The organism is Achromobacter sp. 2789STDY5608621, from assembly GCF_001299375.1.
GTDB classification, from domain to species: domain Bacteria; phylum Pseudomonadota; class Gammaproteobacteria; order Burkholderiales; family Burkholderiaceae_B; genus Achromobacter; species Achromobacter insuavis.
Map to the genome: position 1 here is coordinate 245,013 of NZ_CYTU01000001.1, position 15,383 is coordinate 260,395.

The 15,383-nt window shown below is 69.2% G+C and carries 14 protein-coding genes and 1 pseudogene; 8 read left to right on the plus strand and 7 right to left on the minus strand.

The features are described from left to right. Positions 1-48: 48 nt before the first annotated feature. The 5 genes from AOZ53_RS01210 (at position 49) to AOZ53_RS01230 (ending at position 5,976) form a co-directional block, all read left to right on the plus strand. A complete protein-coding gene (locus tag AOZ53_RS01210; protein ID WP_054486630.1) occupies positions 49-1,347 on the plus strand; it encodes an imelysin family protein in 1,299 nt (432 codons plus the stop codon). After that, complete coding sequence (locus AOZ53_RS01215; RefSeq protein ID WP_054486631.1) at positions 1,344-2,861, plus strand: di-heme oxidoreductase family protein; 1,518 nt, start codon at positions 1,344-1,346, stop codon at positions 2,859-2,861. Before AOZ53_RS01210 ends, AOZ53_RS01215 begins: the two co-directional genes overlap by 4 nt. Then, positions 2,861-3,958 carry an imelysin family protein gene (locus AOZ53_RS01220; RefSeq protein WP_054486632.1) on the plus strand — a complete coding sequence of 366 codons (1,098 nt, stop codon included), beginning with the start codon at positions 2,861-2,863 and terminating at the stop codon, positions 3,956-3,958. The genes AOZ53_RS01215 and AOZ53_RS01220 overlap by 1 nt, the downstream gene beginning before the upstream one ends. A gap of 13 nt (positions 3,959-3,971) precedes the next feature. Then, positions 3,972-5,030: a DUF1513 domain-containing protein gene (locus tag AOZ53_RS01225; RefSeq protein WP_369816770.1), complete on the plus strand. Its 1,059-nt coding sequence runs from the start codon at positions 3,972-3,974 to the stop codon at positions 5,028-5,030. 112 nt (positions 5,031-5,142) lie between these two features. Further along, entirely contained in the window at positions 5,143-5,976 is an 834-nt protein-coding gene (locus AOZ53_RS01230) for a mechanosensitive ion channel family protein (RefSeq protein WP_054431522.1), read from the plus strand. A 124-nt stretch (positions 5,977-6,100) separates the two neighbouring features. Here the strand turns inward: AOZ53_RS01230 and AOZ53_RS01235 are convergent, their stop codons facing one another. Then, on the minus strand, positions 6,101-6,862 hold the full coding sequence (locus AOZ53_RS01235; protein WP_054431521.1) for an IclR family transcriptional regulator: 762 nt from the start codon (positions 6,860-6,862) through the stop codon (positions 6,101-6,103). A gap of 161 nt (positions 6,863-7,023) precedes the next feature. Between AOZ53_RS01235 and AOZ53_RS01240 the strand changes: the two genes are divergently transcribed. After that, the gene (locus AOZ53_RS01240; RefSeq protein WP_054431520.1) at positions 7,024-8,013 is read left to right on the plus strand and encodes a Bug family tripartite tricarboxylate transporter substrate binding protein; all 990 of its coding nucleotides are present in this window, start codon (positions 7,024-7,026) and stop codon (positions 8,011-8,013) included. A 69-nt stretch (positions 8,014-8,082) separates the two neighbouring features. Here the strand turns inward: AOZ53_RS01240 and AOZ53_RS01245 are convergent, their stop codons facing one another. Next, positions 8,083-8,874, minus strand: coding sequence for an RNA methyltransferase (locus AOZ53_RS01245; protein ID WP_156333174.1), 792 nt, complete (start codon positions 8,872-8,874; stop codon positions 8,083-8,085). Positions 8,875-8,995: 121 nt separating this feature from the next. Between AOZ53_RS01245 and AOZ53_RS01250 the strand changes: the two genes are divergently transcribed. After that, a complete protein-coding gene (locus AOZ53_RS01250; RefSeq protein WP_054417226.1) occupies positions 8,996-9,781 on the plus strand; it encodes an inositol monophosphatase family protein in 786 nt (261 codons plus the stop codon). 284 nt (positions 9,782-10,065) lie between these two features. After that, positions 10,066-10,983, plus strand: a pseudogene (locus tag AOZ53_RS33220) (YhcG family protein); the annotation flags it as partial. Between the two features lie 18 nt (positions 10,984-11,001). On the opposite strand, the gene AOZ53_RS01260 reads toward AOZ53_RS33220, so the two are convergent. The 5 genes from AOZ53_RS01260 to AOZ53_RS34585 all read right to left on the minus strand — a co-directional run. Further along, complete coding sequence (locus tag AOZ53_RS01260) at positions 11,002-12,012, minus strand: FAD:protein FMN transferase (protein ID WP_054486635.1); 1,011 nt, start codon at positions 12,010-12,012, stop codon at positions 11,002-11,004. Between the two features lie 37 nt (positions 12,013-12,049). After that, entirely contained in the window at positions 12,050-12,550 is a 501-nt protein-coding gene (locus tag AOZ53_RS01265) for a nitrous oxide reductase accessory protein NosL (protein WP_054486636.1), read from the minus strand. Then, positions 12,547-13,377 carry an ABC transporter permease gene (locus AOZ53_RS01270; protein WP_054431515.1) on the minus strand — a complete coding sequence of 277 codons (831 nt, stop codon included), beginning with the start codon at positions 13,375-13,377 and terminating at the stop codon, positions 12,547-12,549. Before AOZ53_RS01270 ends, AOZ53_RS01265 begins: the two co-directional genes overlap by 4 nt. Then, positions 13,374-14,279, minus strand: coding sequence for an ABC transporter ATP-binding protein (locus tag AOZ53_RS01275; RefSeq protein ID WP_054486637.1), 906 nt, complete (start codon positions 14,277-14,279; stop codon positions 13,374-13,376). The genes AOZ53_RS01270 and AOZ53_RS01275 overlap by 4 nt, the downstream gene beginning before the upstream one ends. Further along, positions 14,276-15,383, minus strand: a 1,108-nt coding sequence (locus AOZ53_RS34585) for a nitrous oxide reductase family maturation protein NosD (protein ID WP_054486638.1), incomplete at its 5' end; no start/stop codon positions are given. The genes AOZ53_RS01275 and AOZ53_RS34585, both read right to left, overlap by 4 nt.

Consider the following 15,383-nt stretch of genomic DNA (forward strand, 5'->3'; position numbering starts at 1 on the left):
ACCGGGCCGCCGCGGGGCGAATCCGGTCCGAGTTACGGGAGAAAGTCGATGCGCAAGTTGTTGTTGGGGGCGGTGCTGGCCGTCGCGGCATTCGGGGGGACGGTTCACGCCGCCACGCCGCCCAAGGCCGTGGTCACGAATTACTCGGATCTGGCGCTGGCCGGCTATGAAGACGCGCTGACTTCCGCCAAGACGCTGCGCGAGGCCATCAACGCCATGATCGCCAAGCCCAGCGCGGACACGCTCAAGGCGGCCCGCCAGGCCTGGCTCGATGCGCGCGTGCCGTACCAGCAGACCGAGGCCTTCCGCTTCGGCAACCCCATCGTCGACGACTGGGAAGGGCGCGTGAACGCGTGGCCGCTGGACGAGGGCCTGATCGACTACGTCGACGCCTCCTACGGCACCGAGAACGACGAGAACGCCTACTACGCGGTCAACGTCATCGCCAATTCCAAGATCTCGGTGGGCGGCAAGACCATCGACGTCAGCGAGATCACGCCCAAGCTGCTGTCCGAAGTGCTGCACGAGGCCGACGGCAACGAGGCCAACGTGGCCACCGGCTACCACGCCATCGAATTCCTGCTGTGGGGCCAGGACCTGAACGGCACCGGCCCGGCGCCGGCCGACCGCAAGGGCTCGCCGCAGGAACGCCACTCGGGCAACCGTCCGCACACCGACTACGACGTCAAGCAGTGCACCGGCGGCAACTGCGAACGCCGCATCGCCTACCTGAAGGCCGTGACCGACCTGCTGGTGACCGACCTGGAAGAGATGGTCGGCAACTGGCAGAAGGACGGCGCCGCGCGCAAGGCCGTGGAGGAAGATCCCAAGGCCGGCCTGGTGGCGATGCTGACCGGCGTGGGCAGCCTGTCGTACGGCGAACTGGCCGGCGAGCGCATGAAGCTCGGCCTGATGCTGCACGATCCCGAGGAAGAGCATGACTGCTTCTCGGACAACACCCACAACTCGCACTTCTACAACCAGATCGGCATCCGCAACGTCTACCTGGGCGCGTACACCCGCGTCGACGGCAAGCAGGTGTCGGGCGCCAGCCTGTCGGAACTGGTCAAGGCGCGCGACCCCAAGCTGGACACCGAAGTGCGCGCCAAGCTGGACGCCACCGTGGCCGCCATGCAGGCGATGAAGGTCCGCGCCGAGACGGTCGAGACCTACGACCAGATGATCGCGGACGGCAACAAGGAAGGCAACGCGGTGGTGCAGGCCGCCATCGACCGCCTGGTCGACCAGACCCGCAGCCTGGAGCGCGTGATCGCGCTGCTGGACCTGGGCAAGGTCGCCATCGAGGGTTCCGACAGCCTGGACAAACCCGACGCCGTATTCAAGTGAAGCTCGTATTCGCCGCCGTACTGGCGGCGTCGGCCCATGCCGGCGCCGCCGTTGCCCAGACCGCGCCCGCCGGGCGCGATGACCTGAGCGCCGAGGACCTCAAGCGGGTCCTCGCCATCACCGCGCCCACCCGCGATTTCTCCAAGGCCGAGACCTTCGAGACCATGCAGGCGGGCGCCACCACCACCAACAAGCTCATCAACGCCGATATCTTCTCGCAGCCGTCGGCCAACATGAGCTTCGAGCGGCGCCAGGAGTTCCAGGTCGGCAACGGCCTGTTCCGCAAGGACTGGGTGTCCGCGCCGGCTTCCACGCAGGCCTCTGACGGCCTTGGGCCGCTGTTCAACGCGCGCTCCTGCCAGGCCTGTCATACCAAGGACGGGCGCGGCTCGGTGCCCGGCTTCGATCCGCTGGAACGTCCCGACGCGGTGGCGCTGCTGCTGCGCCTGGCGGTGCCCGAAGGCCCGGACCGCGGCCATCCGCGCCTGGCGCCGGGCGAGATCGCGCTGCTGCCCGAACCCGTCTATGGCGTGCAGCTGCAGAACTTCGCGGTGGCCGGGCTGCCGGCCGAAGGCCGCATGGAGATCGAATACACCCCGGTCACCGTCAAGCTCAATGGCGGCGAGACCGCCACGCTGATGAAGCCGGCCTACCGCATCGAGAACCTGGGGTACGGGCCGATGCGCAAGGACACGCAGATCTCGCCGCGGCTGGCGCCGCCGATGATTGGCCTGGGCCTGCTGGAATCGATCCACGAGGCCGACATCCTGGCCAACATCGGCGCCGACAAGCGCGACGGCATCGTCGGCAAGGCCAACTGGGTCACCGACATGCGCACCGGTCAGCGCGCGCTCGGCCGCTTCAACCTGAAGGCCGGCCAGCCCACGGTGGAGCAGCAGAGCGCCGCCGCGTTCTCCAACGACATGGGCCTGTCCTCGCCGCTGTTCCCCAATCACTACGGCGACTGTACGCCGGCGCAGGTCCAGTGCCTGAAGATGCCGCATGGGGCGCAGCCGCGCTTCGGTCCGGAAGAGGTGCCGGCCAAGCTGATGGACTTCGTCACCACCTATTCCACCAACCTGGCGGTGCCGCAGCGGCGCGACGCCGACGACGCCCGCGTGCTGGCCGGCAAGAAGCTGTTCTACGAGGCCAATTGCGTCGCCTGCCACGTGCCCAAGTACGTCACCAGCCGCAATGCCAAGCAGGCCGAGCATCGCTTCCAGCTGATCTGGCCGTACACCGACATGCTGGTGCACGACATGGGCGATGACCTGGCCGACGGCGTGTCCGACGGCGAGGCCAACGGCCGCGAGTGGCGCACGCCGCCGCTGTGGGGCATCGGCCTGACCAAGACCGTGAACCCCAACGCCACCTGGCTGCACGACGGGCGCGCCCGCACGCTGCTTGAGGCGGTGCTGTGGCATGGCGGCGCGGGGCAGCCCGCGCGCGACCGCGTGGTGGCGATGACGCCCGAAGAACGCGCCGACCTGATCCGTTTCCTGGAGTCATTGTGATGACCACCCTTGTTGCGCGCTCGCGCGTTCCGGTCCGGCTGGCCGCCGCCGCGCTGCTGCTGGCATGGCCGCTGGCCGGCGCCGCCGCGAGCCTGTCCGCCGACCTGGGCGAACGCCTGGCGCAGGGCTATGCGCGGCCGGCCGCCAGCGGCATGGCCGAGGCCGCCACGGGCCTGGAAGGCGCGCTGGGCCAATGGTGCGCCAAGCCCGAGGCCGCCGGCGCCAGGCGCGTCGAGGAGGCCTTCGCCACGCTGGCGCAGGCCTGGGCGCGATTGGAGCCGCTGCGCTTCGGCCCGCTGGTGCAGGCCAACCGCTACGAGCGGCTGGCCTTCTGGCCCGATACCCGCGGCGTGATGCCCAAGCAGGTGCAGGCCGCGATCGCGGCGCAGGACGCCGAGCTGCTCAAGCCCGGCGCGCTGGCCGGACGCAGCGTGGCGCTGCAGGGCCTGCCGGCGCTGGAATACGTGCTGTACGGCGAGCCGGCGCTGCTCCGGCAGCAAGGCGCGCCGACCTTCGCCTATGCCTGCGGCTACGCCCGGGCGGTGTCGGCCAACGTCGCTGCGATCTCGCGCGACGTGGCGCAGGCCTGGGGGCCGCAGGCCGACTTCGGCCGCCAGTTCGCGCGGCCGCAGGCCGGCAACGATCTGTACCGCGATCCGCAGGAAGTCGCGGCCGAAGCCATGAAGGCGCTGTCCACCGGCCTGCAGTTCGCGCGCGACGTGAAGTTGCTGCCGGTGCTGGGCGACTCCGCGGACGCGGCGCGACCCAAGCGCGCCGCCTTCTGGCGCAGCGGCCTGTCGACGCGCACGCTGGCCGCCGGCCTGGATGGCCTGGCGGCGTTCTACCGCGCGGGCGGCTATGCGCTGCCGCCGGGCGATGCCTGGATGGGCGGCGCGGTGCTGGGCGAATTGGACAACGCGGCGCGCACGCTGCGCGAGGTGCCGGCGCCGCTGGACCAGGCGCTGGCCGACGCGGAAGGGCGCCGCCTGCTGGGGCTGGCGACGCTGACGCTCAAGAACGCCAAGGCCATCGTCGACCAGGACCTGGCGCCGGCGCTGGGCGTGACCATCGGCTTCAATGCGCTCGATGGCGATTGAGCGCGACCGGGCCATGATGAAGCATGACACCGGACAGGCGCCGGCGGCGCGGCCCGATCCGGCCCGGCCGGCGCGGCGCGATTTCCTGGCGCGCGCCGCCGCCGGCGCGGTCGGCGCCACGCTGGTGCTGCCGATGCCCGCGCGCGGCCACAGCTTCGCGATCGACGCGGCCGGCGAACGCGCCGTGGTGTTCGGCCGCCAGCCGGGCTTTTTCGCCCTGGCGTTCGACCTGCGCGGCGAGCGCGCGCCGCTCGAACTGCCATTGCCCGAGGACCGTCATTTCTTCGGCCACGGCGCCTATTTCGACGGCGCCCGCCTGCTGGCCGCGACCGAGAACGACTTCGACGGCGGCCGCGGCGTGCTGGGCATCTATGACGCCACGCCGGGCGGCGGCTACCGCCGCGTCGGCGAGTTCGACAGCGGCGGCATCGGTCCGCACGAAGTGGTGCTGATGCCCGACGGCAAGACGCTGTGCGTGGCCAACGGCGGCATCCTGACCCACCCCGACTACGGCAAGCTCGAACTCAACCTGGACACCATGCGGCCGTCGCTGGCCTATATCGACACGGCCAGCGGCCGCCTGCTGGAAAAGGTCGAACTGGCGCCGGCACTGCATCGCCTGTCGATCCGCCACCTGGCGCTGGCGGCCGACGGCACGGTGTGGTTCGGCTGCCAGTACATGGGTCCCGCCGGCGACCGGCCGGCCCTGGTCGGCCGTCACCGGCGCGGCGCCCAACCGGAACTGTTCGCCGGCCCGGCGCCGACGCTGCGCGAGATGCGCAACTACGTCGGCTCGGTGGCGGCGGACGCGGCCGGCGGCATCATCGCCACCTCCAGCCCGGTGGGCGGGCGCGTGCTGTACTGGGACGCGGCCAGCGGGCGCTGGCTGGGCGAGACGCGGCTGGCCGATGGCTGCGGCGTGGCGCCGGCACAAGGCGGCGGCTTTCTCGTCAGCAGCGGCCTGGGCGCCATGCTGCGCACCGACGCCGCGGGCGCCGAGCAGCCGTTGCTGGCGCCGTCGCGCGAGCGCGCCTGGGACAACCATTTTCGCCAGGCGTCGGGCGCGGCCTGAGCGGCCGCGTCCTTACAAAGCTTGACACAACGAGGGGCCGCAGCGGCCCATTCCTTCAAGCGCATCTGATAAAGTTTTCGGCTGTCTTTTTTTGCAAGAGGGAGCGACAACGATGGAAGACGCCTTGAAGGAATTCAATGCCTGGGCGCCCAAGCTGGTGGACCTGGGCATCAATCTGCTGGTCGCTTTGCTGATCCTGGTCATCGGCTGGTGGGTCTCGGCGCTGCTGGGACGCTGGGTGCGGCGCATCGCCACCCGTTCCAGCAAGATCGATCCGACCATCGTGCCGATGTTCTACAGCACCGTGGTCTGGACGGTGCGCATTTTCACGCTGATCGCGGTGCTGGCGCGCTTCGGGGTGCAGACCGCCAGCCTGATCGCGGTGCTCGGCGCCGCCGGCCTGGCCGTCGGCCTGGCGCTGCAGGGCACGCTGCAGAACATCGCGGCCGGCATCATGCTGCTGATCCTGCGCCCGGTGCGCGCCGGCGAATACGTGGGCCTGAGCACCGGCGCCGAAGGCACGGTCGAAGAGGTCGGCCTGTTCCTGACGCGCCTGATCCAGGTCGACGGCATCCACCTGACGCTGCCCAACAGCACTGTCTGGAACGCCACCATCACCAACTACAGCCGCAACAAGACGCGCCGCCTGGATATCCCGGTGCCGGTGCGCTATGGCGACGACCTGAACGCGGTGCTGGCCAAGCTGCAGGGCATCGTCGCGGCCAACCCCAATGCGTTGAAGGATCCGCAGCCGCTGGTCAAGGTGGTGGACTACAAGGAAAACGGCGTGGTCGTGAACGTGCGCGTGTGGGCCGAGGCCGGCAAGTACTGGGACCTGCGCTGGGGCCTGTACCAGGAAATCCGCAGCTCGCTGGAGGCCGCCGGCTTCCAGGCGCCGATCCCGCTGCGCGAGATCCAGAATCCCAAGACCGGCGCCCCGGCCTGACAGGCGGCGCCAACGAAAAGGGCGTTCGCGCGATGCGCGTACGCCCTTTTTTTCATTGTGGCCGGCGCGGACATCATGCCGCGCGCGGTCGTGGCATCGTCGGCGCGCGGCCGTGCGGACCGCGTCAGGCCTGCACGGCGAGCCGCGCCAATTCGGCCTTGATCCAGCCGGCGATCTCGCGCTGGCGCTGGGCCGGCATGCGGTCGATGATGGCCGTGACGCTGACCGCCAGCAGCGGCGCGCCATGGCTGTCGAGCAGGGCGCAGCCCACGCCCAGCGCGCCGCGCACGGCGTGGTTGCCCACCACCGAATAGCCGCGCGCGCGGGTGTTTTCGATCAGGCGGAACATTTCCTGAGGCGTCATGCCGCCGTATTCGTCGAGCCGGCTGGAATTGCGTTCGACGATGCCGCGGGCGACGTCGTCGGACAGCGCCGCCAGCAGCGCCATGCCGCCCGAGCCTACGCCCAGCGGCTGGCGCTTGCCGGCGTAGGTCGCCAGGATCTGCACCGGATAGCTGCCGATCTCGCGATGCAGGCTGATGGAATCGTCCTCGTCGCGCACCACCAGGAACACGGCGTCGCCGGTGCGGTCGGCCAGGCGCCGCAGCACCGGCAGCAGCTGGCGCACGCGCGGGTCGCGCGATCGGGTGTCGGGGTCCACCGCCAGCTGGGCGCGGTATTTCTTGGTGCCCGTCACCGGCAGCACCAGGCCGGCGTCGAGCAGGGCCGCCAGCAGCCGGTAGATGGTGGGGCGCTGAATGCCCGTCAGGCGGGCAATATCGGTCACGCTGAGGCCGTCAGGCCCCTGGTCCCGCAGGGCGGCCAGAACGGCCAGCCCGCGCCGCAATGTGCGTGGGCCTGCGGCCGCGGCATCGCTGTCTTGCATGCAACTCTCTGAAAACTTGGGGGTTATTGCGTCTTGGTCAAGGGAAAACCATAGTCCGTAGCGTGGACTCTACCTTGATGCTCCTCTCGTGTATAGATCAGAATGCAGCATCCAATAATTCAAATCGTCCATGTAATGGACAGTATCAGCACGGAGACTATATGATGACCGGTCAAAAGCCTGGACTGCGGCGTCTTGCCGCCACGCTACTGGCTACCGCCGCAAGCGCTTTCGCCATGGGTTCCGCCCAGGCCGCCTATCCCGATAAACCTGTCCGCATCGTGGTCGGCTTTTCCGCCGGCGGCACCACCGATGTGATCGCCCGCATCATGGCCAAGGAGCTCACCGAGAGCCTGGGCCAGTCGTTCGTGGTCGAGAACAAGCCGGGCGCCGGCAGCAACATCGCCACCGACCAGGTGCAGCGCGCCGCGCCGGACGGCTACACGCTGCTGTTCGTGGCCGTCACCAGCGCCATCAACCAGACGCTGTACAAGAACGTCACGTTCGACCTGACGAAGGACTTCACCCCCGTGGCGCTGGGCGCCAAGGTGCCGAACATCCTGGTGGTCAACCCCCAGGTGCCGGTCAAGACGGTGCAGGAACTGGTCGACTACGCCAAGAAGAACCCGGGCAAGCTGGCGTTCGCCTCGTCGGGCAGCGGCACCTCGATCCACATGGCCGGCGAACTGTTCAAGATGCAGGCCGGCATCGACGTGCTGCACGTGCCCTACAAGGGCAGCGCCCCGGCCATCACCGACCTGATCGGCGGCCAGGTGCAGTTCATGTTCGACAACATGCCGTCGGCCTGGCCGCACGCCCAGTCGGGCAAGCTGCGCGCGCTGGCGGTGACCACGGCCGAGCGTTCCAAGAGCGCGCCGGACCTGCCCACCATGAAGGAAGCGGGCTTCGCCAACTTCGACGTGTCGTCGTGGTTCGGCCTGATCGCGCCGGCCGGCACGCCGCCCGACGTGGTCAACAAGCTCAACGCCGCCATGGTCAAGGCGCTGGACAAGCCCGAAGTGCAACTGGCCTTCGAAAAGCTGGGCGCCGTGGGCGTCAAGACCACGCCGGCCGAATTCGGCCAGTTCATCAAGTCGGAAGTGGAAGGCTGGGCGCCGGTGGTCAAGGCGTCGGGCGCCAAGGTCGACTGAGCGCGCGCTTCGTGCCGCGGCGGGTCAACCGCCGGCGGCCGATGACGGGGGACGGGCGGATGCCCGTCCCTATTTTTTTGTATCGTCGTCGCGGCGGGCCGTCGCCAGCATCGCGGTGCAGACGCCGCGCATCATGTCGACCTCGTCGCGGGTCAGGGCGACCCGGGAAAAAAGGTGCCGCATGCGCGGCAGCAGCTTCTTGGGATGGGCCGGGTCCAGGAAGCGCACGCCCACCAGCGCCTCTTCCCAGTGCGTCAGGAAGGCCTGCACCGCCTCGCCGGAAGCCGGCTCGGCGCCGCGCGAGGGCGCCTGCGCGGTCGACGCCGGCAGCAGGGCGGCGCCCTGGTCCACCAGCAGCGCGTAGCGCAGCTCCCAGGCCGCCAGTTGCAGCGCCTGGGCCACGTTCAGCGAGCTGTACTCGGGGTTGGCCGGGATGTGGCAGATGCGGTGGCACAGCCCGATCTGGGCGTTGGTGAGGCCGGCGCGCTCGGTGCCCAGCACGATGGCGGCACAGCCCTCGGCGGTTTCCGCCAGATGGGCGCAGGCCAGGTCGGCCGCCTGGCGGATGTCGCAGGGCGGGGGGCCGAGGTCACGCACCCGGGCGGTCAGGGCGAACGCCAGGGTCACGGGCGCCAGCGCCTCTTCCAGGGTATCGTAGATGCGCGCGTTTTCCAGCACGTCCAGGGCGCCGCTGGCCAGCGCCACGGCTTCCGGCTGGCTGGTCACATCGGCGAATTTGGGCCCCACCAGCACCAGTTCTGAGAAGCCCATGGTCTTGATCGCACGGGCCGCCGAACCGACGTTTCCGGGGTGGCTGGGGTTCACCATAATGAAGCGAACGCGTGAAAATGCTTGAGTCATTTAAAATGGCACGTTTGGCTTAGTGCCTTCCTGGTTTTTTGGGCCGTTTTCCCCCTGTCGGGGCGGCGGCGGACCCGGGAGGGCGGCTAGCGGCCTACCCACCGCATACGTACGGAATTTTATGCACCCGATGCTCAACATCGCCATCAAGGCGGCCCGGCGTGCCGGCACCATTATCAACCGTGCCAGCATGGATTTGGAACGACTCAGCGTGGCTCGCAAGGGGCCGCGCGATTATGTCACGGAAGTCGATCGCGCCGCCGAGGAGTCCATCGTCGAGACGCTGCGCGCCGCTTATCCGGATCACGCCGTCCTGGGCGAGGAATTCGGCTTGCAGGGCCCCGACCAGGCCGAGTTCCAGTGGATCATCGATCCGCTGGACGGCACCACCAACTTCATCCACGGCCTGCCCAACTACGCCGTGTCGATCGCGCTGACCCAGCGCGGCCAGGTCACGCAGGCGGTCATCTATGACCCGTCGCGCAACGAACTGTTCACCGCCAGCCGTGGCAGCGGCACGTTCCTGAACGACCGCCGCGTGCGCGTCTCGGGCCGCACCCGCTACCACGAGGCCCTGCTGGGCGCGCACTGGCCCAACTCGGGCGACCTGGAACAGGGCTCGGCCCGATTCCGCGCCATGGCCGAAGGCAGCACCGGCGTGCGCCGCCTGGGCGCCACCGTGCTGGACCTGGCCTATGTCGCCTGCGGCCGCCTGGACGGCTTCTGCGGCGTCGGCCTGAAGCCCTGGGACCTGGCGGCCGGCAGCCTGATGGTGCTGGAAGCCGGCGGCCTGGTCGCCGACTTCGACGGCGAGCAAGGCTGGATGGACTCCGGCAACGTGCTGGCCGCCAGCCCGAAGATCTTCACGCAGATGCTGTCGGCGCTGAATCCGACGCCGGCTGCTTGAGCGCGCTTCGTCGTCTCCACAAGAAACCGGCCTCGCGCCGGTTTTTTGTTTTGGGTGATGCGGTTTCGTCGTGTCTTGCGAGAATGGCCGGGGTGGACTGATTGCTCACGGTTCGGCCGGCCGCGGCCGGGTTCATGCGCTAAGGTCACGCCGGGAGTGACGCGGGGTGCCCGGCACCGAACGAATGGTCTGCCGGTGAGGAAGGCGCCTGCGTCTTCCTCATACGGAGGTGATCGCATGACAGGAAAAACGTCGATGCGGCCGGGCCGGGCCGGGCCGGCGCATTGCCGGCCGGCTATGCCGGTATTCACGGCGATATCGTTGAACTACTCGATAGCGCTCGCCGGACCGCGGTCCGACGGGTCAATGCACTGATGACGGCGAGTTATTGGGCGATCGGCCAACGGATCGTCGACGCCGAGCAGAAAGGCAGGCGGCGGGCCGGCTACGGGGAACAGTTGATTCAACGGTTGTCCATTGACCTGACCGCCCGGTTCGGACGCGGATTCAGCGCCGACAACCTGGAGAACATGCGGGGATTCTTCCTTGCCTATCCTCCATCTGCAATTTCCGAGACAGTGTCTCGGAAATTCGACCTATCCGATCTGGCCCAGGCATTCGCACTGCCATGGTCGGCGTACGTACGGTTGCTATCGGTCAAGGATGGCCAGGCTCGCCGGTTCTACGAGGCGCATGCGCTGCGTGGCGGCTGGAGCGTGCGCCAGGATGATGCGATCAAGGATCCGTATGTGCTGGAGTTTCTCGATCTCAAGGACGAATACTCGGAATCCGACCTGGAAACCGCCCTGACGCAGCGTCTGGCAGGTTTCCTGCTGGAACTTGGGGAAGGCTTCACCTTCGTGGGACGGCAGCGTCGATTGCGCATCGACCAGACCTGGTATCGCGTGGATCTGCTGCTGTTTCATCGCAGGCTGCGCTGCCTGGTCATCATCGATCTGAAACTCGGCAGCTTGACCCACGCGGATGTGGGCCAGATGCATATGTACTGCAACTATGCGAAAGCGCACTGGGCGCTTGCTGACGAGAATCCACCGGTGGGGCTTATCCTGTGCGCGGACAAGGGCCGTGCGCTGGCGCAGTATGCGTTGGACGGACTGCCAAGCCAGGTCATGGCAGCCAACTACCGTACCGTGTTGCCGGATGCTGCGTTGCTGCAGAGGGAACTGGAGGCCACGCGCAGGCGGTCGGTGTGCGTTGGGTCACCCTTCGCCGCCCTGCGACACCAGTCCACCCTCGAGCGGCACGAACCACGCCCGCAGCCCCAGCTCGCGCACGATCGGCGCGGTCGCCTGCAGCGGCATCTGCGAGAACGCGGTGGACAGGGCGTCGGCCATGGTGGCGTTGGGCGCCATCACCGACACGCTCTGGTAGCGCGGCTGCGCGGCGCCGGTGCGGGGGTCGAACAGGTGTGTGTAGCGGCCCGCCGCGTCCAGGGCGGTGCCGTAGCCGCCGGAGGTGGCCAGTGCCTGGTTGCGCACGGGCACCGAAGCCAGGATCCGCTGCGGCGCCCGGGGGTCGGCCAGCCCGACCCGCCAGGCGCCGGGCGATGCGCGGCGGTCCAGCCCGCGGATCTCGCCCATGTCGACCAGCGCGCGCTCCAGCCCGCCTTGCCTGAGCAGGCGCGTGATGCAATCGGTGATGTAGCCCTGGGCGATGCCGTTGAGCGTGATGCCCATCCCGGGCCGTTGCAGCGCGATACGACGGCTGTCCAGCGTCACGGCGTGATACGAGACGCGCGCCAGGGTCTGCGCCAGTTCGGCTTCGGACGGGCCTTGCGCCGCCGCGCCGGCCCGCGCGAAATGGCTGGCATACAGCTGCCAGAGCGGCTGCACGGTGGGGTCGAAGACGCCATCGGTCAGGCGGCTGTAGCGCAGTCCGTCGCCAAGCAGGCGCAGCAGGTCGGCGGGCGGATCGGCCAGGTAGCCCTGCCGGTTCAGCCGCGCCAGCGCGCTGTCGTCGCGGTACAGGCTGAATATGCCTTCCAGGCGATGCAGTTCTGCCAGCGCCTGCGCGATCAGTTGCCGCGCGGTGCGCGGGTCGGGATGGTAGAGCCGCAGCTCGGCATCCGCGCCTAGCGCGACGCCTTGCCAGGTGGTGGGAGCGATCGCGGCGGATGCGCGGCGCAAGGACAGGGGGGCGAGCGCCAGCGCGGACGTCGCGGCGGCGATGCCGATGAAACGGCGGCGGCGGGGATTCATGGCGGTGGGCATGGCGGAATGGAGCGGCGTGGGGCGGCGGGCGGCCGCGCTACTGGGCGAAGACATAGGCTTCCGGAACCTCGGCATAGGCCACGACGCGGCCGCCGTGCGCCCGGGCGAAGGCCTCGGCGGGCGCGCGCAGCGAGAACGGCATGGCGTCTTCGGCGCCCATGCCGCCGACGAAGCGGCCCTCGATGACGTAGAACGCCTGGCGCGCGTCGATCCAGGCGGCCGGATCGGGCGCGCCGTCCGGCCCGGCAGTGGCCATGTCGTTCACGTAGATCGCGGTGATGGCCTTGGGCTCCTCGGGCAGCAGGGTGTAGGCGAACACCTGCTTGATCGACGAGAACCAGACCGGCGCCGGCCGGCCCTTGATGAAGATCTGTCCTTTCGGGCCGGCGTGGTCGGTCAGGGCCATGCCGCAGTAGTGGCCGACCGATTGCGACGTGACCGGCTGGGGCGGCGGCGGGGCGGCGGGCGCGGCGCCGTCGCCGCAGGCGGTCACGGCCAGCAGCGCGGCCAGGCAAAGGGAAAGCAGCAGGGGTCTCATAGCGGCCGGTTCCTGAACGACGCGATTGCCAGCAGGAAGGGCGCGGCGATCCACAGCAGCAACGCCGCCACCAGCGCGGGCACGGGCAGGCTGGCCTGGTCGCTCACGCCCGCCATGCCGGCGTACAGCGAAATGTTCTCGAAGCCCGTCAGGTTGAGCAGGCGGTAGACGTCGGAGGGGTTGAGCAGCAGCAGCGCGTTGAGCAGGCCGGGGCTGACGTGGCGGCCCTGGTCGGCCGCCAGCAGGCCCAGCAGCGCCATGTCGTAGATCACCACGAAGAACAGCCACACGCCGACGGCGATGCCGGCCGCGGTGGCGCGTTCGCGCACCCGCGTGCTGATGAGGTAGCCCATGGCCAGGAAACTCGCGCCCAGCAGCACGCTGGCGCCGATCAGCAGCGCGAACGGCTGCCAGGCGGCCGGGTCCAGGCCGCCATAGGCCCATTGCAACGCCAGGCCGGCCGAGCCGTAGCCGGCGCCGGTGGCCAACGCCAGGATCGCCAGGTGGCCGATGAACTTGCCCACCAGCACCTGCCAGCGTGCCACGGGGTAGCTCAGCAGCAGGGCCATGGTGCCGCGGTCGACTTCGCCGACCACCGCGTCGTAGGCCAGCAGCATGGCGATGAGCGGCACCAGGAAGATCGACAGGCTCGACAGGCTGACCACGGTGACGGTCAGCGGGTCGGCCTTGACGGTGCCGGTCGGCGAACTGCCCAGCAGGCCCAGGGCCAGCGCCAGCGCGCCCAGCAGCAGGGCGGTGGCGAGCACCCAGCGGTTGCGCAGGCCGTCGCGTATTTCCTTGCCGATGATGGTGCAGACGGCGTTCATATGTCTTCCCGTTCAAGCAGGTGGGCGTAGATGTCGTCCAGGCTGGGGGCCTGGATGTCGAGGTCGGCGATGGGTGCGGCGATGGCGCCGATGCCGCGGATGGCGTCGACCTTGTCGCGTTCCAGGCAGGCCAGTTCGTAGCGGCAGGCGTCGAGGCGGCGCCACGGCCGCGCCAGCACCGTGCCGGTCTGCGGCGCGGCCAGTGTCAGCCGGATGCGGATGGGCAGCCCGGTGGACTGGCGCAGCGCCGACATGGCGCCGTCGGCGATCTTCCGGCCGGCCTTCATGACGATGATGCGGTCGGCGTGGCCGGCCAGTTCCGACAGCGCATGGGTGCTGAGCAGGACGGTGGCGCCGGCGGCGCGCAGCTCGTGGACGATGTCGTAGAACATCAGGCGCGAGGCCGGGTCCAGCCCGGTGGTCGGTTCATCGAACAGCAGCACGCGCGGCTCGCCCAGCAGGGCCTGGGCCAGCGCCAGGCGTTGCCGCATGCCCTTGGAATAGCCGCCCACGCGGCGGTGGGCGGCGCCGGCGATGCCGACCTTCTCCAGCAGCGCGGGGTTGCCGGACAGCGGCCGGCGTTTGAGCCGGGCGTAGAACGCCAGCGTCTCCACGCCGGTCAGCGAGGGATGCAGCGCGACGGTTTCCGGCAGGTAGCCGATGCGGTCGCGCAGGCGTGCGGCGGCGCGGCTGTGGGCGTCTTGGCCGAACAGCGTGACGCGTCCGTGGGTGGGGCGGATCAGCCCCAGCACCAGCTTGATCAGCGTGCTCTTGCCGGCGCCGTTGTGGCCGGCCAGCGCCACGCACTCGCCTTGGCGCAGTTGCAGGTCGAGGCCGTCGATGGCGCGCTGCGCGCCATAGTGCTTGCTGACGCCGGCCAGCGTCACCAGGTCGGTATTCATGGAGTCTCCTTGGCGCGGGCGGCGGGGCGCGGCGGCGGCTGCATCAGCGGCGCGCTGTCGATAACGCCGCCCGGCAGGATGGCGGGAAATTGGGATTGGGCCCAGCGCACGATCGAGATCGAGGGGCTGTTGAGCAGGATGCGCGCGGCCGGCGCGCGCCACAGCAGCTGGTCGACCACGTCGTTGGGCCGGTAGGCGGTGTCGGCGATGCCGTCGCCGTCCAGGTCGAAGGCGGTGTTGTCGCTCCAGTAGTTGCCGCGGCCGTTCACCGCCCAGTCGAGCGTGCGGGTGCCGACGTACTTCACCTGGTTCTTGTTGTTCAGGAAGGCGTTGCCCGAGATCTGGTTGCCGTCCGACCCGGCGGTGTAGTGCACGCCGATCTCGCAGTTGGCGAAGCGGTTGTCGAGGAACGCGTTGTGGTTGGCGTTGTAGATGAACACGCACTTGCCGGCGCCATCGACCGTGTTGCCGGTGATGCGCGACTGGTTGGCGTAGTTCAGCATCAGGCCCTGCTCGCGGCTGTCGCGCGCGATGTTGCCCTGCACCACCAGGCGGTGCGAATACATGATGGCGTAGGCGATATCGTTGCCGCTCGAGACGTTGCCGCTGATCTCGCTGTCATTGGTGTACATGTAGTGGACCGCGTAGCGCAGGTCGTGAAAGTAGTTGCCGCTGAAGGTGTTCTGCTTGCTGGTGTTGACGAAGATGCCGTCGCGGCCCGCGGAGATATCGTTGTCCAGCACTTGCGTGCCGGGCGTGTTCCACAGCGTGACGCCGTTGCCGCGCTCGGCCACGCGCAGCTCGCGGTTGCCGACGATGCGGTTGCCGGTCACCAATGCGTCATTGGGGCCCCACACGTGCACGCCCACCAGGTTGTCGAGGATGTCGTTGTGTTCGACCCGCGCGCGGTGCGCGCCGCGGTCCAGGAACACGCCGGCGTCCATGTCCGACAGGCTCAGCCCCGAACGCGTGACGGTCAGGTTGCGCAGCGTTACGTCCTCGGCCTTGACCCACAGCGTGCGGCCCTGGCGCGTGCCGGCGATGACGGCGGCGCGGTCGGGCGGCCCTTGCAGGGTCAGGGGCTTGTCGATGACGATGCCGCCG